This window comes from Pseudomonas sp. MHK4 (assembly GCF_054600775.1).
In genome coordinates, this window is the sequence record NZ_BAAIAK010000004.1 from 101,195 (window position 1) to 124,060 (window position 22,866).

Genomic DNA, 22,866 nt, shown 5'->3' on the forward strand with positions numbered 1-22,866 from the left:
ACCGATAGATGCCGTCGATCAAGCGCCGATCAGCGATTGCTGATAAAGCGCAAAACAGGCCTCCGCCAAGGCAGAGCGTGGTGCGCTGCGACGCATGATCAGCCCCAGCCGGCCGAGGGTCTGGGCGTTTTCGATCGGTTGCAGGCGCAAATGATCGGTCAGTCCTTCCAGGCCTCCGTCCAACGGCATTACCGCGCAGCACAGGCCGCCGTGCACAGCTTGTAACAGTTGATGGACGGCATCGGTTTGCAACAAAGGCTGCGGGTTGAGGCCGCGGCTATGGAAGTTGTGGTCGATGGACTGGCGAAAATGCATGCCGCTGGTGAGCATGCCCAGCGGTAATTCGATCAGCGACTCCCAGCTCAGCGGCGCTTCGCCGAAGGTGAAGAATCGCTGGTCGTAGAGCAGGCCCATGCGGGTTTCACTGAAGCTCAGGGAATCGAAGCGCTCGGCATCCAGGCGTTCGAGGTAGGACACGCCGAGGTCCAGGCGATTGTTTGCCAGCTGTTCGAGGATCTGCTCGGAACTCAGCGCCGAGAGTTCGAATCGCAGGTTCGGGTGTTCCGCGTGCAGGCGTTGCAAGAGCGGCAAGGGGTCGAAGCTCGACAGTGGCACCACGCCCAGGCGCAAGGTGCCGACCAGATTGCCGCGACAGGCGGCTGCCTCCGCATACAAGCCATCGTAGGCTGCCAGCACGGTGCGCGCCCAGGCCAACACCCTCTCGCCAGGTGCCGTGAAGCCTTCGAAACGCTGGCCGCGATTGACCAGCGGTAGATCGAGTTCTTCTTCGAGGCTGCGCAGGCGCATGGACAGGGTCGGCTGGGTAATGTGGCAGCGTGCGGCGGCCTGGCCGAAATGGCGGGTTTCGTCCAGAGCGATGAGGAATTTCAGCTGCTTGATGTCCATCTTCGTTCCTGGAGGCGGGAAGGGGCCGATTCTATCGCAAGCGGCGTCATTGGTCGGTTTGGATTGGCAAATGCCTGCCGTGGTCTAGGCTTTTGCGTCTGGAACCCGAAACCCAAGGAGAGCGAAACGATGAGCCTGTTCAGTTTTCTAAAAGAAGCTGGTGAAAAAATCCTCGATGCGTTGACGCCGGACAAGGCCGAAGCCAACAGCGAGGCGTTGACCAAGCATGTGAAGGATGCGCTCACGGGAATCGATACTTCCAAGATTCAGGTGAAGGTCGAGGGTGAAAAAATCATTGCTACCGGCGAAGCCGCCAGCCAGGAAGAGAAAGAAAAAATTCTCCTGGCGCTGGGTAACGTGGCCGGTATCAGTGGCGTTGATGACCAGATCACAGTGACCGGACCGGTTGCTACACCGGCGAAGTTTGTCACCGTCGAAAAAGGTGACACGCTCAGCGCAATCTCCAAGCGTGTGTATGGTGACCCCAACAAGTATCAGAAGATCTTCGAAGCCAACAAGCCGATGCTCAAGGACCCGAACAAGATCTATCCAGGTCAGTCGCTAAGAATTCCTGAGTAAGACTTGAATCCGTGTGATGGCCTTCGCGAGCAAGCCCGCTCCACAATGGTTGCGCATGAATTTAATGCTAAGTGGAGATCCATTGTGTGCGGGCTTGCTCGCGAAGCAGACGCCTCGGTCTCAAAGCCCGGCAATCAAATCCCGATAATCCCCGACCGCCGCAAACTCGGCCGTGTCCTTGGGCCCCTTGCGGCTGTCCGGTTCTTTCACCGCCAGCAAATGTCCCACGCCAAAATCCCGCGCACTGCGCAGGATCGGCAAGGTATCGTCGATGAACAGGCTGCGCGCCGGGTCAAAGTCGATGTCGGCCTGCAAGGCGTCCCAGAATTGCGGGTTTTCCTTGGGGAAACCGTAGTCATGGGAGCTGATCAGGCGCTCGAAATAGGGCGCCAGTTCGATTCTTTCCAGCTTCAATGACAGCGAATCGCGGTGCGCGTTGGTGATCAGCACCACGCGCTTGCCTGCGCGCTTGATCGCGGCCAGGAAGGTATCCGCATCCGGGCGCAGGGCGATCAGATGAGCGGTTTCCAGTTTCAGCTCGCGCACCGGCAGCTTCAGTTCCGCACTCCAGAAATCCAGGCAGTACCACTGCAGCTGACCGGCATTGCGTTCAAACAGGGGCTGCAATTCCATATCGGCCATGGCCCGGCTCACCCCGTGCCATTGCGCATAGCGCTTTGGCAGGTGCTCCAGCCAGAAATGGTTGTCGAAGTGCAGGTCCAGCAGCGTGCCGTCCATGTCGAGCAGAACGGTATCGATGTCGCGCCAGGGCAGCAGGGACATAAAACTTCTCCAGCGGTAAAAAAGGTATCCGGGAACAACAATCAGGATAGGCCGGGTATAGTAACCCGCTATCGCCCAGGAGCCGCTCATGCGCCAGAAACCCACCATCCTCGCCCGCGAGATTGTCGCCACCAGCCGTTTGTTCTGCGTCGAGGAGCTGAAGCTGCGTTTTTCCAATGGCGTGGAGCGCACCTATGAGCGGCTGGTCGGCAAGGGCGCAGGTTATGGCGCCGTAATGATCGTGGCGATGCTCGATGCGGACCATGCCGTACTGGTCGAGGAATACTGCGGCGGTACCGATGAATATGAATTCTCGCTGCCCAAGGGCTTGATCGAGCCAGGTGAGGACGTGTTGGCCGCAGCCGAGCGCGAGCTCAAGGAAGAGGCCGGTTTTGGCGCGCGACAGCTTGAACATCTGACCGAGCTGTCGTTGTCCCCCGGCTACATGAGCCAGAAAATCCAGGTGGTATTGGCCACTGACCTGTACGAAGAACGCCTGGAAGGTGACGAACCTGAGCCGATGGGCATGGACAAGGTCAACCTGCGCGAGTTGTCGGCGCTGGCGCAGAACCCGAAATTCACCGAAGGCCGTGCCTTGGCGGCGCTGTACCTGGCCCGTGACCTGCTGACCCAGCGCGGGGTGTTCCAGCCATGAATTTTCCCCATCCATTGATGGCGCCGGTGGTTGAACTGGCGTTGCAGGCCGGCGAGGCGATCCTGCCGTTCTGGCGCACCGGCACGGCGGTGACCGCCAAGGCGGATGATTCTCCCGTGACGGCCGCCGACCTGGCCGCACATCATCTGATTCTCGCCGGGCTGACCGCGCTCGATCCGAGCATCCCGGTGCTGTCCGAGGAAGACGCCAACATTCCCCAGAGTGTGCGTGCCGGATGGCAGCGTTGGTGGCTGGTGGACCCGCTGGACGGCACCAAGGAATTCATCTCCGGCAGCGAAGAGTTCACGGTCAACATCGCGCTGATCGAGCAGGGCCGCGTGGTGTTTGGCGTGGTGTCGATGCCGACCAACGGGCGCTTCTATGTCGGTGGTGCCGGGCTCGGCGCGTGGCGTGGCGATCAAGGTGGCACGCCCCTGGCGATTCAGGTGCGTGATGTGCCGGCCCCCGGCCAATCGTTCACCGTGGTTGCCAGTCGTCGCCATTCCAGTCCAGAGCAGGAACGCCTGTTGGCCGGCTTGAGCGCCAGCCTGGGTGAACTGGAGCTGGCCAATATCGGCAGCTCCCTGAAGTTCTGCCTGTTGGCGGAGGGGGCAGCGGATTGTTATCCACGCCTGGCGCCGACTTCGCAGTGGGACACGGCGGCGGCTCAAGGCGTGCTCGAAGGGGCGGGTGGCGAGGTGCTGGATTTGAAGGGAGCGCCGTTCTGCTATCCGGCGCGGGAATCGCTGCTGAACGAATTTTTCCTGGCATTGCCGGCCAAGGCAGCGTGGCGGGAGCAGTTGTTGGCGCTGGCTCGGGGTTAAAATCTTTTGATTTATTGGTGCAACACGTACTGCCCGACAAACTTCACCGCAGCCTCATCGCTACCCGCGTTCACAACCTGCGTGTGCAGAGCCAACCGCGCCCGCCCGTACCGTTGATACATCGCCAGGAATTTCTTCCACACCTGCGCACTCGGCGCCTGGCAAATGGCGTGTGCATCGCCTGTCACCGGCAGCGGGTAGTTGATCTGCCCTTCCTGGATGACGATGTGCCCGTCGGTTATCCCTTCTTCTTTCAGACGTAAATGCAGCCAGCCCCAACCGGCCAGTACCGCACCGCAATACAGGCTGCCGCCGAACATGGTGCTCTTGTGGTTGACGTTGGCATCCAGCGGCAAATACAGGCGCAGTTGCTGATCGTGCCAGTCGAGCACCTTCAGGCCCATGTCCCGGGTGAGGGGAATGTCGTGGTGGAGGACGGATTCCAGTTGACGACTGTCGCGGCTCATTCAGGGGCCTCTTGTTTGCAGTGGATGAATGGGCGGCGGCTCAATCGAGGTCGTCGCCGTGGGTGGAGGTGCCGCTGTCGGCAAAGCTCAGGCCGTGCTTGCGCAATTTGTCGTGCAAGGTCTTGCGCGGAATGCCAAGCGCCTCGGCGACGCTGCGCACCGAGCTGTGCGAGCGTGCCAGTTCGGCGGCAATCAGGGTTTTTTCGAAGTTTTCCACCTGCTCGCTCAACCCGCCGCTGACCATGTCTACCGTCGTGCCACTCGAGCCTTGCACCTCATTGTTGTCCAGCGCCAATTCAAGGCCCAGGGCGAAGCGTTCGGCCGCATTTTGCAGCTCGCGCACGTTGCCGGGCCAGGTGTGGCGCAACAGCAGGGCGCGTTGTCCGGGTTGCAGTTCATGGGGCGGCAAGCCGTGGCGGCCGCTGGCTTCATCGGCGAAATGCTGGAACAGCATCAGCGCATCTTCACCGCGTTCGCGCAGGGGAGGAATGCGCAATGGCGCGACGTTCAGGCGATAGTACAAGTCGGCGCGGAAGCGGCCGTGATCGGCGGCCTGGCGCAGGTCTTCCTTGGTGGCGGCGATGATGCGGATGTCCAGCGGGATCAGTTGATTGCCACCCAGGCGTTCGACCACACGCTCTTGCAACAAACGCAGCAATTTCACCTGGACGTCCAGGCTCATGCTTTCGATCTCATCGAGAAACAGCGTGCCGCCGTTGGCAAACTCGAACTTGCCGATGCGCCGTTTCTGCGCGCCGGTGAAAGCGCCTGGCTCGTGGCCGAACAGCTCGCTTTCGACCACCGACTCGGCCAGCGCCCCGGCGTTGATCGCCACGAACGGACCATTGCGACGACTCGACAGGTCATGCAGGGCGCGGGCCACCACTTCTTTACCGGCCCCGGTCTCACCGAGTATCAGCACGTCCGCCCGGGTCGCCGCCAAGGCGCCGATCTGCTCACGCAGGCGCAGCATCGAGGGCGACTGCCCGACCAGGCGTGTGCTCAATTCATTGCGATCGCTCAAGGCCAGGCGCAGGCTGCGGTTGTCCAGCACCAGTCGGCGCAATGCCAGGGCGCGCCTCACACTGTCGAGCAGCGCGTCGCTGGCGAAGGGTTTTTCCAGAAAGTCATAGGCCCCGGCGCGCATGGCTTGCACCGCCAGCGGCACATCACCGTGGCCGGTGATCAGCAGCACCGGCAGTTCCGGGTCCTGGGCGTGGAGTTCGGTCAGCAGTTCGATGCCGTCCATGCCGGGCATGCGGATATCACTGACGACCACGCCCGGCCAGTCGCGCTCCAGTTGCGCGGCCAGGCCTTTGGCCTCGGCCAGCGGCAGAATCTTCAGGCCGGCCAGGTCAAGGGTCTGGCTCAAGGCCTGACGCAGGTGGGGATCGTCGTCGATCAACACGACCTGGATGCGGTTGTCGATGGTCATGCACTTCGGTCCTCGGACGGTTGCAGGCTCACACCCGGTGCGCCTGCGCGCAGTTTCAGGGTAATCAGGGCGCCGCCTTCCTTGTGGTTGGCGAATGACAATTCGCCGCCGAAGGCGCGCATCAGGGTCTCGCAGATCGCCAGCCCCAAGCCAAGGCCCTGGGTGCGGGTCTTGGTGGTGTAGAAGGGCTCGCTGGCGCGACCGAGGGCCTCCAGGCAGAACCCGGGGCCGTTGTCGCGAATGTACAGGTTGACGCCTTCGGCGGTGGATTGGGCACTCAACCAGAGTTTACGTGGCGGGCCTTTTTCCGTCAGGGCATCCAGGGCATTGGCAAGCAGGTTACCCAGCACCTGGCGCAGGCGGGTTTCTCCGGCCTCGACCCACAACGTGGCGGCGGGCAAGTCGCGGATCAGCTCGACTTCCATGCTGCGCCGACGCTTGGCCAGCAAGGCCAGGGCATCGTCCAGCGCCGGCTGCAGGGCGACACTTTCCGGGGCGTGGCGATCGCGCCGGGCAAAGGCGCGCAGGTGAGCAATGATCGACGCCATGCGGCCGGTCAATTCGCTGATCAGCTTGAGGTTGCCGCGGGCATCGTCGGTGCGCTGGTGGTCAAGCAACACTTCGGCGTTTTCCGCGTAGCTGCGGATGGCTGCCAGCGGTTGGTTGAGTTCGTGGCTGATGCTTGCCGACATCGTTCCCAGGGCCGACAGCTTGCCGGCCTGCACCAGGTCATCCTGGGCGCGAACCAGCTCTTGCTGGGCCTGTTCGCGTTCCAGCACTTCCTGTTTGAGTCGACGGTTGAGGCCCTCAAGATCACTGGTGCGCTCCGCCACCCGACCTTCCAGTTCGCGTCGGGCCTTGGCTTCGAAGGCGATCCGTTCCAGGTAATGACGGCGGCGTTGCATCATCAGGCCGAGCAACAGCATCAACACCAGCAGCGTCGCGCCCCCGATGGCGAGCACTGTGCGCACCGGGCGATCGATCAGGGTGCGCGGGGCGAGGATGCTGACGTTCCAGCCGGTTTCCGCGATCGCTTGGGTCTGGGTCAACCAGGCGTTGGGGTTGAGCTTCAGCGGCTTGGGCTCGCGGGTGGGGTAGGGCTGGATCGCGGTGATGGCCTTGCGTTCTTCTTCGCTCAATTCCCGGGTCGAACGAAAGCGCCATTCCGGTCGCGAGGTGAGGATGACCACGCCGTTGTGATCGGTCAGCAGCAGTTGCTCCGGGGTTTTTCCCCACAGGCTTTCGGTGTGGTCGAGGTCGACCTTGACCACCAGCACGCCGGTGATTTTCTCGCCCTCGCGCACGGCAGCGGCGAAGAAATAGCCACGTTTGGCGGATGTAGTGCCCAGCCCGAAAAACCGTCCGAGCCGCCCGGCCATGGCTTCGCTGAAGTACGGCCGGAAAGCGAAGTTACGGCCGACGAAGCTGTCGTGCTTGTCCCAGTTGGAGGCGGCCAACGTCTTGCCCGTGGTGTCCATCAGGTACATGACTTCGGCGCCGGTCTGGCTACTGATGTTTTTCAGCAGTCGGTTGGCGTTGCCCTGGGTGACGCCATCGTCCGGCGCGCCCAGCACGGCGCGCAGGGCCGGCAGGTCGCCGAGGATCTGCGGCAGTACTTCATAGCGATGCAGGGTGCCCAGCAGGTTGGCGACGTAGAGATCGAGGGTCTGGCGATTCTGTCCGGCCAGTTCGCTGCGGTAATAGCGCTCGGCCAGATGCTCCAGTGGCCACAGCAAGGGCGCCAGGCACAGCGCGAGCAGGGCGAGGCTGCGCCAGCGGGGTCTGCGGGGAAGGGTCGGAGTCATGAGCATCTAGCGCCTGTGGGTACAGGTGCATTATGCCTAGGCTTGCCGATGCAGTCTGCGCACCTTGGGCCGGGTGCTGCTCGCGGTGAATCCCAGGTCCCGTTTCAGGCGAAGACGTCGGCGTCTTTGAAAAATACGCCGGCCTGATCCTTGGCCGACAGTTGCGGCGTTATGTCCAGCTGCCAGTCGATGGCAAGGTCGGGGTCGTCCCAACGAATGCTGCGTTCGGCCGACGGGGTGTAGTAATCGGTGGTTTTGTAAAGAACCTCGGCGAAATCACTCAGCACTACGAAACCGTGGGCGAAGCCCTTGGGGACCCAGAGCTGGTGATTATTCTGCGCAGAAAGGCGCACGGCTATCCATTGGCCGAAATGCGGCGAGCTGCGCCGCACGTCGACGGCTACATCAAGGATTTCCCCGGTGCAGACCCGAACCAGTTTGTCCTGGGTATTTTCCAGTTGGTAATGCAACCCGCGCAGCACACCCTTTTGGGAGCGCGAATGGTTGTCCTGAACGAAATGCGGATCGAGGTCGGTGGCTTCCTTGAAAGCCTTCGCGTTGAAACTTTCGTAGAAAAAACCACGTTCATCACCGAAAACCCTGGGCTCGATGATCAAAACACCGGGCAGGTCGGTAGTTACAACATTCATGGCTTTCTCCAGCGGAGGGCGTATGTGGTTGTCATTCTTGCTTACAGTCTCGGTAAGGGCGAGCGTACAGGACATTAATTTTTCTTCATCTAGAGCGGTCAAGCCGCTTGCCAGCCGGGAGGAGGGGGGTTGCGTATCGCCCCGAGCAGTGGCGATATAGGCGCCTAATAAAATTTCAGGGGTCGTTGTATGCCGCTCGCCACGTTGATTCATCGCGCCAGTTTGCCCAGCCCGCAAGTGTCAGCGGAGCAAGCGCTTGAGCTGCTGCAGACGCATTACGGGCTGAGCGCAATGTTACAGCCCCTCGGCAGCCAGCAGGATCTTAACTTTCGTGTCGAAAGTGATCAGGGGCGATTTGTCCTGAAAATCTGTCGGGGCGACTATTCAGCGCTCGAGCTGCAAGCCCAGCATGCCGGGCTCAAGCACCTGGCTGCGCATCCTGACGTCCATGTGCCGCGGGTGATGGCGGCGAAAAACGGTGCGGACCTGTTGTCCCTCGAGGTCGCAGGCGAAGCGGTGCATGTGCGTCTGCTGGATTACATCGAGGGTCAGTCGCTGACGCACCTCGAACACTTCAATCGCACGGTGGTAGCCGGTTTCGGGCGGTTGTGCGGTGAAATGGACCTGGCACTGGCGGATTTTGACCATCCGGGGCTGGTGCGAACCCTGCAGTGGGACGCGCGCCACGCCCATGCGCTGATCGCGCATCTGCTGCCGGTGATCAAGGATGAAACCCAGCGCCGCCTGATCGTTGAAGCGTCCGAACTGGCCGAGCGCCATTTGTTGCCACTGCAAGACAAGTTGCCGGTGCAAGCCATTCACATGGACATCACCGATGACAACGTGGTGTGGCAGCGAGATGCACAGCGCCATTGGCAACTGCAAGGTGTGATCGATTTCGGCGACTTGATCCGCACCTGGCGCATTACCGATCTGTCGGTGACCTGTGCAGCGTTGCTGCATCATGGCGAAGGCGATCCATTGTGCATTTTGCCAGCGGTGCAGGCCTATCACGCGGTCAACCCGTTGCAACACGAAGAACTGCTGGCGCTGTGGCCGCTGATCGTCGCCCGCGCGGCGGTACTGGTACTCAGTGGCGAACAGCAGGTGAGTATCGATCCGGGCAACACCTATAGCCGCGACAACCTGGTCCACGAGTGGGAGATCTTCCGTGTGGCCACGTCGGTGCCGTTGGCGCTGATGGAAGCGGCCATCCTGTCGGCCGTCGGGCAGCGCCTGCCGGACATTGGCGGCGAAGGCTTCGCACCGCTGCTGCCGAGCCTGGTGGGGCGTGAATTCGCATTGATCGACCTGGGCGTGCTCAGCCCGCATTTCGAGGCCGGTAACTGGGAGCAGGAAGGCGTCGATCAGCGCCTGTTGGATGAAGCCGCCGCCATCCACGGCCTGGCGGCCAGTCGTTATGGGCAATACCGGTTGTCGCGCACGCGCCCGGACACTGCCGGTGAACCGGACACCTTTCCCCTGCATGTCGAGTTGCGCGTGCCCCACGGCACGGCAGTCGAAGCGCCTTTTGCCGGGGTGGTGCACGAGCCGATGACCGGGGTGTTGCAACTGGACGGCCCGCAACTGAGTGTGCGGTTGTGGGGTGTCACGCCATCGCTGCACAGCGGTGCGGCGCTGGTCAAAGGCCAGGTGCTGGGCTCGGTCAGCGGGCCGTTGATCGTACAGTTGTGCCGAAGCTCGTCGATCAGTGCACCGCTGTTCTGTACACCATCGCGCGCCGCCGCCTGGCAAGCGTTGTGCCCGTCGCCTGCGGCGCTGCTGGGGCTGGCTTGCGATGCTGAAGCGGAACTTGACTCACAGACCTTGCTGGCCCGGCGCGACGCCAGTTTCGCCCGCACGCAAAAACACTACTACGTCGACCCGCCGCGCATCGAGCGCGGCTGGCGCAACCACTTGATCGACATGCAGGGCCGCTCTTACCTCGACATGCTCAACAACGTCGCGGTACTCGGCCACGGCCATCCGCGCATGGCGGCGGTCGCCAGCCGCCAGTGGTCGTTGCTCAACACCAACTCACGGTTCAACTATGCGGCCGTGGCCGAGTTCTCAGAGCGCTTGCTGAAACTGTCGCCAGACGGCATGGATCGGGTGTTCCTCGTCAACAGCGGCAGCGAAGCCAACGACCTGGCCATTCGCCTGGCGTGGGCCTACAGCGGCGGGCGCGACATGCTCAGCGTACTGGAGGCCTATCACGGCTGGACGGTAGGCGCGGATGCGGTATCGACGTCGATCGCCGACAACCCCAAGGCCTTGAGCAGCCGCCCGGACTGGGTACATCCGGTGATTGCGCCGAACACTTATCGCGGTGAATTCCGTGGCCCGGACAGTGCACCGGATTATGTGCGCAGTGTGGAACACAACCTGGCGAAAATCGCCGAGCAAAAACGCCAACTGGCCGGTTTCATTTGCGAGCCGGTATACGGCAATGCCGGCGGTATTTCGCTGCCGCCGGGTTACTTGCAGCAGGTTTACGCAATGGTCCGCGCCCAGGGCGGTGTGTGCATCGCCGACGAAGTGCAAGTGGGTTACGGGCGCATGGGCCATTTCTTCTGGGGCTTCGAAGAGCAGGGCGTGGTACCGGACATCATCACCATGGCCAAGGGCATGGGCAACGGACAGCCGTTGGGTGCAGTGATCACCCGTCGGGAAATCGCCGAAGCGCTGGAGGCCGAGGGGTATTTCTTTTCGTCCGCCGGAGGCAGCCCGGTCAGTTGCCAGATCGGCATGGCGGTGCTGGATGTGATGGAAGAGGAAAAACTCTGGGAAAACGCCCAGGTTGTCGGCGGGTACTTCAAGGAGCGTCTTGAAGCGCTGATCGATATTCATCCGTTGGTCGGCGCGGTGCACGGTTCCGGGTTTTATCTGGGGGTGGAGTTGATCCGCAACCGTGAAACCCTGGAGCCGGCCACCGAGGAAACCACCGCGTTGTGCGATCGATTGCGCGAATTGGGGATCTTCATGCAACCGACCGGTGATTACCTGAACGTGCTGAAGATCAAGCCGCCGATGGTCACGTCGCGCCAGAGCGTGGATTTCTTCGTCGACATGCTCTCGAAGGTGCTCGCGGAGGGTCTCTGAACACTCGACCCCTGTAGGAGCGGGCTTGCTCGCGATGAGGCCGTGTCAGACATGAATTCCTGTCTGATAGACCGCTTTCGCGAGCAAGCTCGCTCCTACAAAGGCTGGTGGTATTAATTCGATTGTTATCGGGTTTTTTGTTGCTGATTTAGACGGAGTGCATTTTTTTAGCTTCTAAAGCCGATATTTATCGGCTATAAAGTCGCCAATGCCAGGGCGTGGATGAGCCATGCCTGACCGTCACGCACTTGCCCGGAGATGATTCATGAGCCGTAATGTTACCGTCGCCGCCACCCAGATGGCCTGTTCCTGGGACCTTGAAGGCAATATCGAAGTCGCTGAACGGCTGGTCCGTGAAGCCGCCGCGAAAGGCGCGCAGATCATCCTGATCCAGGAATTGTTCGAAGCGCCGTACTTCTGCCAGAAGCCGAATCCGGATTACCTGCAGCTGGCAACGACGGTGGAAGACAACGTCGCCATCAAGCACTTCCAGAAAGTCGCCAGGGAACTGCAAGTAGTGCTGCCGATCAGCTTCTACGAACTGGCAGGCCGCGCGCGTTTCAACAGCATCGCGATCATCGATGCCGACGGCAGCAACCTCGGGATTTATCGTAAAAGCCACATCCCGGACGGCCCTGGCTACCACGAGAAGTACTACTTCAACCCGGGCGACACCGGCTTCAAGGTATGGAACACCCGCTACGCGAAAATCGGCGTGGGCATCTGCTGGGACCAGTGGTTCCCCGAGGCTGCGCGCAGCATGGCGTTGCAAGGCGCGGAGATCCTGTTCTACCCGACTGCCATCGGCAGCGAGCCGCACGACAAGACCATTTCGTCCCGTGATCACTGGCAACGCGTGCAACAGGGCCACGCCGGCGCTAACCTGATGCCGCTGATCGCCAGTAACCGCATCGGCAACGAAGAACAAGACGGCTACGACATTACCTTCTATGGTTCGTCGTTCATCGCCAACCAGTTCGGCGAGAAGGTGCAGGAACTCAACGAAACCGAAGAAGGCATCCTGGTTCACACTTTCGACCTCGACCAACTGGAACACATCCGTAGCGCGTGGGGCTCGTTCCGCGACCGTCGTCCGAACCTGTACAGCGCGCTGAAAACCCTCGACGGTACCCTGGAGTCCTGATCGACATGACCACTTTGAGCAGTACCCCTCGCGCAGACGGCTTCTACATGCCGGCCGAGTGGGCACCACAAACCCAGACCTGGATGATCTGGCCCGAGCGTCCGGACAACTGGCGCCTGGGCGGCAAGCCGGCGCAAGCCGCGCACGTAGCGGTGGCCAAGGCCATCGCCCGTTTCGAACCGGTCACCGTGGCGGTGTCCGCCGGCCAATACGAAAACGCCCGTGCTCGCCTGGACGTACCGAATATCCGCGTTGTCGAGATGTCCAGCGACGACGCCTGGGTCCGGGACACCGGCCCGACGTTCGTGATCAACAACAACGGCGAAGTCCGGGGCGTGAACTGGGACTTCAACTCGTGGGGTGGTTTTGACGGTGGCTTGTACTCGCCGTGGAACCGCGACTCGCAGGTGGGCGGCAAGATCCTCGAGATCGAGCGCAGCCAACGCTACCGCACTGAGGGCTTCGTGCTTGAAGGCGGTTCGATCCATGTCGATGGCGAAGGCACGCTGATCACCACCGAAGAATGCCTGCTCAACCGCAATCGCAACCCGCACATGAACCGTGCGGAAATCGAAGCGGTGCTCACCGCGCACCTGTCTGTGGATAAGATCATCTGGTTGCCGGACGGCCTGTTCAACGACGAAACCGACGGCCATGTGGATAACTTCTGCTGCTACGTGCGTCCGGGTGAAGTGCTGTTGGCCTGGACCGACGACCCGCAGGACCCGAACTACCCGCGCTGCCAGGCGGCCATGAAAGTGCTGCAAGGCAGCACCGACGCCAAGGGACGCCCGTTCACGGTGCACAAGATGCCGATTCCGGGGCCGCTTTTTGCGACGGAGGAAGAATGCGCCGGTGTTGATCCGGTTGACGGTACCCAGGAGCGTAACCCGACCGTTCGCCTGGCCGGCTCCTACGTGAATTTCCTGATCGTCAACGGCGGCATCATTGCCCCGAGTTTCGACGACCCGCTGGATGGTCCGGCAAAAGAGATTTTGCAGACACTGTTCCCGCAACACGAAGTGGTCATGGTGCCTGGCCGGGAACTGTTACTGGGAGGCGGCAATATTCACTGCCTTACCCAACAACAGCCAGCGCCGCACAAAGAGTGAGTGCAGTTGTAACAGCTTGAGTTAACAGCAAAATAATTCAGGCCAAGGCGTCCACTCGCCGTGTCACAGCAAGCCCGCAGTCCTTGAGGATTGCGGGCTTTTTTGTATCCGCCGGTCGGCGAATGAAAAACATTGGCATAGCTCTTGTATCAGGCCTGGAGTAAACGGGGAGGGGGAGAGCTTCGATGTTCTGTCATAAACCTTGGATAAGTTAGCCGCTCAGAAACCGGGAGAGAGCGTTGAAATGAACGCCGATGTGAATGTGGCAAGCGAGCGGGCGTTGCATCCCCTGGCGGTAAATAGCGAATCGCTGCAGATCCTGGCGCACTGGTTCAAGTCCAATGGAACGCGTCAGATCGCAGATAGTGATCCGCGCCGGACGATGATCGAGCGCTACCCCGCTGGCTTGTTCAGCGAAGCGGAACTGGATGCGTTGTGGGATGTGATGGAAGGATAAGAAGAACAACAACGGATTGAAAAAAGAAAAGCGCTGCCGGGATGGCAGCGCTTTTTTTATGGGTGATGGATTTGTAACGAACTACGCCAAACCACTGTAGGAGCTGGCTTGCCAGCGATGAGGCCATCACATTCAACATTGATGTCGGATGAAAAACCGCCATCGCTGGCAAGCCAGCTCCTACAGGTTGGCGGTGTTTAGAAACTGTAGGTTCCAGTCACTACCACACTCCGCGGCTCACCCGGCTGAATCTGCGCCGCACTGGTGGCCGACGTGTAATACGTCTTGTCGCTGATGTTGTTCAGCGCCGCGCGCAAATCCCAATCCTTCTGCCTGAAGCCAGCCAAGGCATCCCAGCGCCCATGACCCGGCAGCACGGTGGTGTTGAGATTGTCGGCATAACGATCGCCAACCAGGGTCAAACCGGTTTCGGCGTACCAGCCCATTTCCGGTTTCCAGGTCACGAACAGGCTGCCGTTACGCTTGGCCACCTTGCTGATGCGATTGCCTTCGAAGCCATTGTTGTCTTCCTCGATGGTGGCGTCCTGAAGACCCACGCCACCGCGCACATACCAGTTGCCGGTGATCTTGCCGGTGGCGGTCAGCTCGATCCCGCGCGAACGTTGTTTACCGGTCAGCAAGGTTATGGTCGGGTTGTTCGGGTCGCTGGTGCGGCGGTTGTAGAGTTCCAGCTCATAGATCGCCAGCGTGGTGCTCAGGCGGTCGTCGAGCCAGTCGCTTTTCACGCCGATCTCTTTCTGTCTGGTCAGCTCCGGGCTCAGGTCGTAAGGCGAAAAGGGGCAGGCATTGAAGAACGCATCCGTAGGATTTTTAGGGGTGCAACAAGAACGGCGCGAATGATAATGCTTGCTATTTACTTGCGTTAATTATTCCTGAGAAGCTCTTCTGTTTGATTGTTTCCAATTGTGTCGCAATTGTTACTTTTGGCTGTTCAACTTCATTCGACGGCGATGGGACTGCGCTCCAGTTGAAGTTTTCTGCCAAGTAAACTCGTTTCTTAGACGAATTTCGCCTGGTTATAGACGATTCATGAAATTGACATATCATTAAGGCCGCGGCTAGGATCCGGCCAACGCCTGTGGCAGACCGCCATGACCGAAAAATAATTAAAAGGCCCGCCGCGAGTGATCGTGGGCGGGCCTTTTTGTTTGCGGAATGAAAAAAGAGCGCAATAGCGCCGTTTCGGCCGTTCGACACAGCGCGTTTCAACCCGTAATAAGGAAAACAACATGTTGAACAAGCGAATCAGCCTGATCGCTCTGGGGATTTTGAGCGCTACACAGGCCATGGCTAACGACCAGGCCGAATCCAAGGGATTTGTTGAAGACAGCAGCCTCAAAGTGTTGCTGCGCAATGCCTACATGAACCGTGACTACAAAGACGGCAACCCGGACAAATCCGAGTGGGGCCAAGCGGCCATCGGTACCTTCTCGTCCGGCTTTACCCAAGGCCCCATCGGCGTGGGTGTGGATGCCTTTGGTCTGTACGCGCTTAACCTGGAGCGCAATGAAGACCGCAGCGGCGCCCAAGGCATCGATTTTTTCAAGCAGGGCGCCAGCGGCGAGCCGGCTGACGACCTGGCCAAAGGTGGTGCAGCCGTCAAATTCCGCCTGTCCAGCACAACGCTGACCTACGGCGATCAAATGCCGGTCCTGCCGGTACTGAGCTACGACAATGGTCGTCTGCTGCCGGAAAGCTACACCGGTACCCTGATCACCTCCAAGGAGATCAAGGGCCTGGAACTGAACGCCGGTCGCTTCACCGCCGAATCGCGCAAAAGCGCCGAAGGCCGTGACAGTGGTGGCCTGAAGTCGATCAACGTGTTGGGCGGTAGCTACCAGTTCACCGAACAATTCAAGGCCGGGCTATACGCGTCGGACGTTGAAGACGTGCTGAAGAAGCAATACGTGAACGCCAACTACGTGTTCCCGTTCGACAAGGATCAGTCCCTGACCCTGGACTTCAACGGCTACCGGACCAAACTGGACGACTCCTACGTCCGTGATAACGGCATTACCGGCGACGACAACAAGATCTGGAGCCTGGCAGCCACCTTCGCCACCGGCCCGCACTCGTTCACCCTGGCGCACCAGCGCAGCACCGGCGATAGCAACCTGGGCTACGCCTACGGTGGCTACCAGAAAGACCAGAACCGGGTCGGCGACGGTGGCAACACCATCTATCTGGCCAACTCCTACTGGTCCGACTTCAACGCCGAAGACGAACGCAGCTGGCAACTGGGCTACGGCCTGGACTTCAGCACCTTCGGTGTCCCGGGCCTGAGCTACAACTTCGCCTACGTACGCGGTGACAACATCACCACCTCCACCAGCGAAGGCGGCACCGAGCGCGAAATTTTCAACCAGTTCAAATACGTTGTACAAAGCGGTCCGGCCAAAGACCTGAGCGTGAAACTGCGCAGCTCGATCCTGCGCGTGTCGCAGAAGTCGAGCGAGTACAACGTCAGCGGTAACGAAGTGCGTGTGTTCGTGGATTACCCGATCAATATTTTCTGATGATGGGTTGCGGTATCGAGGCCTGATTCAAGGCCGAAAAGAAGAAGCCTCGACTCGTTCGGGGCTTTTTTTCGCGTGCTCAGTGGCTCATGTCGTCAAAAGTCGATTTCGGGAACATGTGTTGGGAACGTGTCGTCCGCGGCGACATATTCCGAATACGTGTCGCAAAAAGTGGAAAATTGCGACACGTTAAGGCGTCATGTCTACACTGGCGACATGAGCGAACCCTCTTTCTGCTCAAAAAACAAACAAAACTATCAGGATCCCGTCCATGACCGAACCGCTGCTGCCATGGCAGGCTGACAGGCCATTCAACCAACTGCCGCTATTACCTCCGGGTATCGAGCTGGAAACACGTGCAGTCCTCAAGAAATGCATTGAGGCACGGACTGCACTGGCCGAGTTGAAACAGGCAGCCGAGTTGATTCCTAACCAGACAGTTCTGATCAATACCATTCCGTTGCTGGAAGCCAAGGCTAGCTCGGAAATAGAAAGCATCGTCACCACCACGGATTTGCTGTTCCAGCATGCCCAAGACACGGAAAACCACGCAGACCCGGCCACCAAAGAAGCGCTGCGCTATCGAACGGCGCTGAGCCAAGGCTTCCAGTCCCTGGCTGAACGACCGCTATCCACCAACACCGCCGTGGAAATTTGCCGCACGTTGAAGGGGGTGCAGCTGGATATTCGCCGTACACCCGGCACACAGCTCGCGAATGACCGGACGGGTGAGGTCATCTATACCCCGCCCGAAGGAGAAGAACACTTGCGCAACCTTCTCGCCAACTGGGAGCGTTTTCTGCACTACGAAACCGATCTCGATCCACTTGTTCGCATGGCGGTCGGGCATTATCAATTTGAAGCCATCCATCCTTTTGTCGACGGCAATGGTCGAACCGGGCGGGTTATCAATACTCTGTTTCTGATTCAGGAAGGCTTGCTGAACCTGCCGATTCTGTACCTCAGTCGCTACATCATTGCCCAACGTGCTGACTACTATCGACTCTTGCTGGAGGTGACGACCCAACAGGCGTGGGAGCCATGGTTGTTATTCATGCTCAGTGCTGTGGAGGAAACCGCTCGTTGGACGACAGCCAAAATTGCCGCAATCCGCACATTGTCCGAACACACCACTCAATTTGTGCGTGACCGACTACCCAAAACCTACTCGCGTGAGTTGGTGGACGTCATCTTCGAACAGCCCTACTGCCGTATCAGCAACGTGGTCGACAAGAAGGTTGCTCAACGACAGGCTGCTTCACGTCACCTGAAAGATCTGGTCACGATTGGTGTGTTGGAGGAGGTTCAGGTGGGCAAGGAGAAGCTGTTTATCCATCCGAAACTGATGCAGTTGCTCAGCCGTGACAGTAATGAATTCAAACGTTACGCCGGTTAACGCGCGAATCGAAAAGAAACAGCCCCGAATGATTCGGGGCTTTTTTTGCTCATGCAGTCACTGACTGCGATTGTTTATCGGCGCATCTAAAACCTTCACCACATCATCGATGATCGCTTTACTCATCTCCTGCAAAAAGTGAGATGCCCAGGCATGCCGGTCGGTATCACGAACCATGGCTGCGTCTGACGCTAAAAGCTTAGCTACGTGGAGCAAATCGGACGCGTGGTAAAGGGCGTGGATCACTGGAACCCCGGCGTTGACGCGGAAGAGCGGTTCGTTAGCGTGGTAGGAGAAGGGGGTGAGGCCGACGGTTTTCATGTCTTGGGGGTTTGTCATTTAGACACGCCTCCTTTTTGGGAGGTGGTAGATGAATTGTAAAGAAGACGGGCCAGTAGCGATCATGTGTAAAACTCCCATATCAAATTGAGAGCTACCACGTTCGTTATCAGGCGAATGGGTGGCAGCTATGCGCGGGCTGATAAACCGGAGATACAGGAACCCGGCAGACCCGAAGGTCTCCCACGCACAGCCGCCATTGCACGATTGCGCAGACACAAAAAAGCGCCGGCAATCGTGATTGGTGGCGCTTGTGCGCCCGTATCTTACTCGGGTTATCAGGCCCGGTCGCTGAATTGGCAGCGACGATCGAAGGTAGCTTGAGGATGACAGATGCGCAATCGTGGCTAGGTGGTGGCCTTGGCTGATTTCGTTGATGTTCGCTGATTGCGGAGATTTGCTCCCGATGTCGACTCCACTCAGATAAACGCGTGTTGCTTGCCTATACGGCAAAGCCGTATAGTTAAGGCCATGTTCATAATCATCGAAACCGAAATTTTCAAACGTTATGCTTAATCCATCTGGGAGGATGGCGAACGTCATGAATTAAATACCTGGCCAGCGGCAAATCCGGTGGCTGGTGATGTGGTTCCCGCCAGCGATGATCTGCGCAAGGTTCCTTGGTCCCGTAGCGGGAGGGGCAAATGAGGTGGTACCCGCGTCATTTATTACAATGCGCTTGCAGAAGGGCTCTATCTGGTAGCTGATCGCCTATACCAAGGCGATACTCAACAATTTACCTGCAGCCTTCCTCAAGTAACTGAAGGAGGAAATCAGCAATGGTCAATGAACTGGAGCATTTCCAGAAAGACTTGCTGGACTCTGTGCGTCAAATGAAAGCCGGCAAAGCGGCTCATGTGACCGAGGTTCCATTGTCAGCGGCTGCTGAAGCACGGGCAAAAGTGGGTGTTTCTCAAAGTGCATTTGCCAAATTGATTGGAGTCAGCTTGCGGACGTTGCAAGACTGGGAGCAAGGGCGGAGGCAGCCGACGGGAGCAGCGCAGACGCTGCTACGTGTTGCGAGTCAGCATCCTGAGGCTTTGCGTGATCTGCACGCGATTTGAGTTAAGGGAGAGGTTGATAGTTATTGACGGGTGATACGTAGCCCAAAAAAGAATCAACTTGATCTGCTTTGTCCTGGGCAGGTGTGATTTTTTAAATATGAGTTGAGGTGTTTGTGCTGGGAGACATAAAAATTAGATCAGCCCTTTTGGCCAGGCTGAACCGAATGGCGCATAGGCCCAGTGCGTTGATAGAAGAGTTGCGAGTGCATAATGGAAGTGCGATAGCTGATGTTGTGGCGATATATAAAGAGGCCCATTGTTATGAAATAAAGGGTGATGCTGATAAAGTCGAGAGAGCAGTGATTCAGGCAGCATACTATGATTTGGCATTTAGAAAAATAACCTTAGTAACTACAGAGCGCCATGTTGACAAAGCAGTTAAAACGATCCCTCCACATTGGGGGTTAATTATAGCAAAGGAAGTAAGTGGTGAGGTTGTTCTAAGGGGGGTTAGGTCCTCAAAGAGCAATCCTTTTTTTGATAAGAAAAAAGCTTTAATGACACTTTGGAGGGTGGAGCTTTCAGATGTTGCCGAGAAATTGAATATAAAGGTAACCTCAAAATCAAATAGAGATATTATATCTACCTCTATTGCAGATGTTATGGGGAGAGAAGAGCTTAGCCTTACGATAAGCGCCAAGCTCGCAGAGAGAAAGTTATGTTTTTTGTAGCATGAAAGTTATATGGGCATTTATCGTTGGATTCAGAATGCTACTTGGCGTTACAAGACTCCCAAGTGAATTAGCTTTTTCATCTAAATATTTGTCTCCCCAAGAGTATGGTGGAGTGCGGTAAAAGGATTTTGCAACTAAAATTTTAGCCATATCATTATATTGGTGGTTGCCCCGTGGATGGTTTTTTAGGCCGTTGCCTCTAATGACATATTGATAGTCGTCAAATGCATACAAGATTTTTGGGGCGGTGACATTTCGCATGCTTTCAGCAGGAATGTCGATTTCAGAAAAGTTGGGGCTCACAATGGTATAATCGCCAAGCCCAACTTCTTGTAATTCGTGATGAGCAATAACATTTTTGTATATCTCTAACTCGCTTCTTAGCATTGAAATCTCTTGACCAACATCAAGGATTTCTTTAATTGAGGCGGGTATGGATGAACCAGTTACGATGATTTTTGAGAAAGAGAAGTCTCGTTTTATCGCTAGGATAAAATTGGTGATTTCGGCTGCCCTTTTAACTGTATCGCAAGTGCGACAGATACGATTGTCAAGTATAAGTATCACTGACGTAAAGTTAGCTAGGCATTTTGAAACTAGTGCTTGTATTTCAGATTTAGTAACGGAGTATTGTTGGAAGTCTTCGGGCTGAACTCTTAATGCTACCACATCAGATTTTATGTCGTTTGTAGACTTCGAATGGAATACAGCATCATTTCGCTGTGAAGTTCTTTCTATAGCCACAACCGGAATAAATTGCGTGTCGGTAAATTTATTGATAGCGTAGATGTAGTTGTCTTTTCCGGCAATGGTTATTGCGTCAGGAATGTCAAAGTTATCAAGATAAAAATCACTGTATTCTTTTAAATGAGTCTTGATTTTTTTGTATGTCCCATCAATGGACTTTTTTAAAGAGTCTTCATTGAGTCCTTTTTTCATTGGAAAATCAAAAAACGGTGATATAAAAGGCTTGAGCGCTGAATCGAGAACCTTTAAAGCTCCGATCTCGTTAGTTTTGGTTTTTAGGAATGGCGTGTAATTGTTCATGATTTAAATATCAAGTCCCTTGTATTATATTCAGATACGATATCCGAAAATATTTCATATCGCCCCAGCTCATGACGGAGCATTCCCGCAATAATTGCTGGGTGTAGTCCTTTTTCATTAGCGTATTTTATTACGGTATTTTTTCTTAAATCATACTTTGGTTCGCAGTTCCGCCATTCATTTCTGCTAACGAATATAGATTTTGTTAATCTGTCAGCCTCTAGCTCGATATCCTCGGTTGGAGGAGCCTCAAGGTCGTCGAGTATAGGGGTGTCTAATTGGTCGAGATGCAAATGTATATGGCAAAGCTCGTGTGTTAAAGTAAACCAAAAATTGTCTAATCTACTATGTCTCAGTGTCATTCCAATAACAGGGTGGCCAGATTTAATCTTGAAAACTGCACCGTCTAATTTCATTCCTTTCAACTGTTCATCAAATATAAGAATGATCCCAAGTTTGAAAAGCTCGTTCGAGATTGTCTGAATATTATTCGGGTTTGGACTCAATCGTGTGATTTGATGAATTTGTTCGACGGAAATTGGTTGGTAATCTGGTGTAGTTCGTAAATTAAGTAATAGTTGAGCTGAGTTTTTTATACGAGAAAGCCAATATGCGGTGTTTGCGGTATTTGCGTTAGCTGCCTGCCTAAAAAAGGTCGAATTGCCATCGCTAGTTAACATGTCGCGGAATAATCCGATGTTTTCGCTATTTGGGGATTTTTGTTTTGTTGTGGAAGCCTTAACAAGGCCTATAATTTCGTCATGTGCTTTTAGGGCGTTTATTAGCTCTCGCGGAGACACAATGTTTTCTTGGATAACTACAAAAGCTTCTTGTTCGTCGTCTTTATGGTTCATACTGCCCCCGCATATTGGGCGGCTTTGGCCTCTTCCATTTCGAAATAATTCAGCTGATCTTTATCAAGCTTAGGGAAGTGTTGCATCCCAATTCGCTCATAATAGGTTTTTGCTTTTGGAAGAGAGTGTAGGCTGAAACCAGGTCTAAGACATAACACCCTGCAGGAGTAGGTTAATGCTGCCTTGATTAAAATGCTGCCTATCCCGCTGAAGCTTTTAGGAGACATGGGGTTTTGACGATTCCAAGGAGCTACTGCAAGATACTCGATATAAAAGATATTGCCTTGGTCGAATATACTTTGTTTTGGATGATAGATTAAGCACGCCCCTTGGGGTTTTGAATCCGCGGATAGAAAAAACCAGTGGTAGTCATCTGACCGATGAACAAGTGATTTTTTTAACCATTCCCAATGACTATCCTCAAGGCTCAGTTTTGCTATTTCTGCTTCTAGTATGGCGTCATCTTTACAATTATCTCTCACGTGTCTGAGAAGCTTTATATTGAACTCTCCCCATAACTTGTCACATAAATTTCCGTGAGCTATATCCCATCCGTGATGTATTTTATATTCGATTCTATTGTTGTTGGCATCGTTTAAAAACCCGTTCTGTATAATTTCATCTTCACAGGGAGACATTGTGTCCACTAATTTTTTGATTTCATCGAGAGTCATGAGATTCATCCTGTGGAGAACGAGTGTGCCTGTAACTAAGTGTGAGAGTTTTAAAGTTGGGTTGACGCTTATTGTTCGACTTGGTCACTGGCGCAAATGTCGTTGCTAACGTTTTTAATCGTGTGCGACTAGGTTCTATCCGTTGAGGCTGAGCAATTTTTAAATTATATATGCAGATCTTTTGTAGTTTTATTGTATTTAGCATTTTCGGCCTGTCCGTGGCGGAACATATGAAAAATTTGACGGTGTATTCTGTGCAATGTCTGTGGATGAGACTACTCCAGATTTCGGTCGTGTGCCATGGTTTCGCCATCAAAATCTGACGAAGCGGAGAATATTTAGGTTGTGCATAAAAAATGAGA

The 22,866-nt window shown here is 56.3% G+C and carries 21 protein-coding genes and 1 pseudogene; 11 read left to right on the forward strand and 11 right to left on the reverse strand.

The annotated features are described in order from the left end of the window. Positions 1-18 precede the first annotated feature (18 nt). On the reverse strand, positions 19-906 hold the full coding sequence (locus ACYP2Q_RS12365) for a LysR family transcriptional regulator (protein ID WP_459730721.1): 888 nt from the start codon (positions 904-906) through the stop codon (positions 19-21). Positions 907-1,035: 129 nt separating this feature from the next. On the opposite strand from ACYP2Q_RS12365, the gene lysM reads away from it, so the two are divergent. After that, complete coding sequence (gene lysM / locus ACYP2Q_RS12370) at positions 1,036-1,485, forward strand: peptidoglycan-binding protein LysM (RefSeq protein ID WP_438661610.1); 450 nt, start codon at positions 1,036-1,038, stop codon at positions 1,483-1,485. A 120-nt stretch (positions 1,486-1,605) separates the two neighbouring features. Here the strand turns inward: lysM and yrfG are convergent, their stop codons facing one another. Continuing rightward, positions 1,606-2,268, reverse strand: a complete 663-nt coding sequence (gene yrfG / locus ACYP2Q_RS12375) for a GMP/IMP nucleotidase (protein ID WP_459730722.1) — start codon at positions 2,266-2,268, stop codon at positions 1,606-1,608. Between the two features lie 88 nt (positions 2,269-2,356). Here yrfG and nudE point away from each other — a divergent pair, with 88 nt between their 5' ends. Both nudE and cysQ read left to right on the forward strand, forming a co-directional pair. Continuing rightward, on the forward strand, positions 2,357-2,923 hold the full coding sequence (gene nudE, locus ACYP2Q_RS12380) for an ADP compounds hydrolase NudE (RefSeq protein ID WP_459730723.1): 567 nt from the start codon (positions 2,357-2,359) through the stop codon (positions 2,921-2,923). After that, positions 2,920-3,747 (forward strand): 3'(2'),5'-bisphosphate nucleotidase CysQ, encoded by an 828-nt coding sequence (gene cysQ, locus ACYP2Q_RS12385; RefSeq protein WP_459730724.1) that lies wholly within the window; start codon positions 2,920-2,922, stop codon positions 3,745-3,747. The genes nudE and cysQ overlap by 4 nt, the downstream gene beginning before the upstream one ends. Positions 3,748-3,758: 11 nt before the next feature. On the opposite strand, the gene ACYP2Q_RS12390 is transcribed toward cysQ, so the two are convergent. The 4 genes from ACYP2Q_RS12390 to rfbC all read right to left on the reverse strand — a co-directional run bounded on the left by ACYP2Q_RS12390 (position 3,759) and on the right by rfbC (position 8,104). Next, positions 3,759-4,214, reverse strand: coding sequence for a YiiD C-terminal domain-containing protein (locus ACYP2Q_RS12390; RefSeq protein WP_459730725.1), 456 nt, complete (start codon positions 4,212-4,214; stop codon positions 3,759-3,761). A 40-nt stretch (positions 4,215-4,254) separates the two neighbouring features. Beyond that, the gene (locus ACYP2Q_RS12395) at positions 4,255-5,649 is read right to left on the reverse strand and encodes a sigma-54-dependent transcriptional regulator (protein WP_459730727.1); all 1,395 of its coding nucleotides are present in this window, start codon (positions 5,647-5,649) and stop codon (positions 4,255-4,257) included. Then, positions 5,646-7,454, reverse strand: coding sequence for a sensor histidine kinase (locus ACYP2Q_RS12400; protein ID WP_408599488.1), 1,809 nt, complete (start codon positions 7,452-7,454; stop codon positions 5,646-5,648). Before ACYP2Q_RS12400 ends, ACYP2Q_RS12395 begins: the two co-directional genes overlap by 4 nt. A gap of 104 nt (positions 7,455-7,558) precedes the next feature. Beyond that, on the reverse strand, positions 7,559-8,104 hold the full coding sequence (gene rfbC, locus ACYP2Q_RS12405; protein ID WP_459730728.1) for a dTDP-4-dehydrorhamnose 3,5-epimerase: 546 nt from the start codon (positions 8,102-8,104) through the stop codon (positions 7,559-7,561). A 189-nt stretch (positions 8,105-8,293) separates the two neighbouring features. Between rfbC and ACYP2Q_RS12410 the strand changes: the two genes are divergently transcribed. From ACYP2Q_RS12410 to ACYP2Q_RS12425, 4 genes are all read left to right on the forward strand, one after another. Further along, the gene (locus ACYP2Q_RS12410) at positions 8,294-11,206 is read left to right on the forward strand and encodes an aminotransferase (RefSeq protein WP_459730729.1); all 2,913 of its coding nucleotides are present in this window, start codon (positions 8,294-8,296) and stop codon (positions 11,204-11,206) included. Between the two features lie 265 nt (positions 11,207-11,471). After that, on the forward strand, positions 11,472-12,350 hold the full coding sequence (aguB, locus tag ACYP2Q_RS12415) for an N-carbamoylputrescine amidase (RefSeq protein ID WP_459730730.1): 879 nt from the start codon (positions 11,472-11,474) through the stop codon (positions 12,348-12,350). 5 nt (positions 12,351-12,355) lie between these two features. Next, positions 12,356-13,462 carry an agmatine deiminase gene (aguA, locus tag ACYP2Q_RS12420; protein ID WP_459730731.1) on the forward strand — a complete coding sequence of 369 codons (1,107 nt, stop codon included), beginning with the start codon at positions 12,356-12,358 and terminating at the stop codon, positions 13,460-13,462. Positions 13,463-13,706: 244 nt separating this feature from the next. Continuing rightward, positions 13,707-13,919 carry a hypothetical protein gene (locus tag ACYP2Q_RS12425; protein WP_459730732.1) on the forward strand — a complete coding sequence of 71 codons (213 nt, stop codon included), beginning with the start codon at positions 13,707-13,709 and terminating at the stop codon, positions 13,917-13,919. 197 nt (positions 13,920-14,116) lie between these two features. On the opposite strand, the pseudogene ACYP2Q_RS12430 reads toward ACYP2Q_RS12425, so the two are convergent. Beyond that, positions 14,117-14,713 (reverse strand): annotated as a pseudogene (locus ACYP2Q_RS12430) (TonB-dependent receptor); the annotation flags it as partial. Between the two features lie 456 nt (positions 14,714-15,169). Here ACYP2Q_RS12430 and ACYP2Q_RS12435 point away from each other — a divergent pair. Further along, positions 15,170-16,456 carry an OprD family porin gene (locus ACYP2Q_RS12435; protein WP_459730733.1) on the forward strand — a complete coding sequence of 429 codons (1,287 nt, stop codon included), beginning with the start codon at positions 15,170-15,172 and terminating at the stop codon, positions 16,454-16,456. A 271-nt stretch (positions 16,457-16,727) separates the two neighbouring features. After that, positions 16,728-17,852, forward strand: coding sequence for a protein adenylyltransferase Fic (fic, locus tag ACYP2Q_RS12440; protein WP_459730734.1), 1,125 nt, complete (start codon positions 16,728-16,730; stop codon positions 17,850-17,852). A 57-nt stretch (positions 17,853-17,909) separates the two neighbouring features. On the opposite strand, the gene ACYP2Q_RS12445 is transcribed toward fic, so the two are convergent. Continuing rightward, a complete protein-coding gene (locus tag ACYP2Q_RS12445; protein ID WP_459730735.1) occupies positions 17,910-18,191 on the reverse strand; it encodes a DUF3077 domain-containing protein in 282 nt (93 codons plus the stop codon). A gap of 779 nt (positions 18,192-18,970) precedes the next feature. Between ACYP2Q_RS12445 and ACYP2Q_RS12450 the strand changes: the two genes are divergently transcribed. Both ACYP2Q_RS12450 and ACYP2Q_RS12455 read left to right on the forward strand, forming a co-directional pair. Next, a complete protein-coding gene (locus ACYP2Q_RS12450; RefSeq protein ID WP_459730736.1) occupies positions 18,971-19,255 on the forward strand; it encodes a helix-turn-helix domain-containing protein in 285 nt (94 codons plus the stop codon). Between the two features lie 113 nt (positions 19,256-19,368). Continuing rightward, positions 19,369-19,926 (forward strand): sce7726 family protein, encoded by a 558-nt coding sequence (locus ACYP2Q_RS12455; protein WP_459730737.1) that lies wholly within the window; start codon positions 19,369-19,371, stop codon positions 19,924-19,926. Here the strand turns inward: ACYP2Q_RS12455 and ACYP2Q_RS12460 are convergent. From ACYP2Q_RS12460 to ACYP2Q_RS12470, 3 genes are read right to left on the reverse strand one after another with little or no spacing between them, the layout of a single operon-like run. After that, positions 19,912-20,976, reverse strand: coding sequence for a beta family protein (locus ACYP2Q_RS12460; RefSeq protein WP_459730738.1), 1,065 nt, complete (start codon positions 20,974-20,976; stop codon positions 19,912-19,914). The genes ACYP2Q_RS12455 and ACYP2Q_RS12460 overlap by 15 nt on opposite strands. After that, positions 20,973-21,830 carry an ImmA/IrrE family metallo-endopeptidase gene (locus tag ACYP2Q_RS12465; RefSeq protein ID WP_459730739.1) on the reverse strand — a complete coding sequence of 286 codons (858 nt, stop codon included), beginning with the start codon at positions 21,828-21,830 and terminating at the stop codon, positions 20,973-20,975. The genes ACYP2Q_RS12460 and ACYP2Q_RS12465 overlap by 4 nt, the downstream gene beginning before the upstream one ends. Beyond that, positions 21,827-22,504 (reverse strand): hypothetical protein, encoded by a 678-nt coding sequence (locus tag ACYP2Q_RS12470; protein WP_459730740.1) that lies wholly within the window; start codon positions 22,502-22,504, stop codon positions 21,827-21,829. Before ACYP2Q_RS12470 ends, ACYP2Q_RS12465 begins: the two co-directional genes overlap by 4 nt. Positions 22,505-22,866 lie beyond the last annotated feature (362 nt).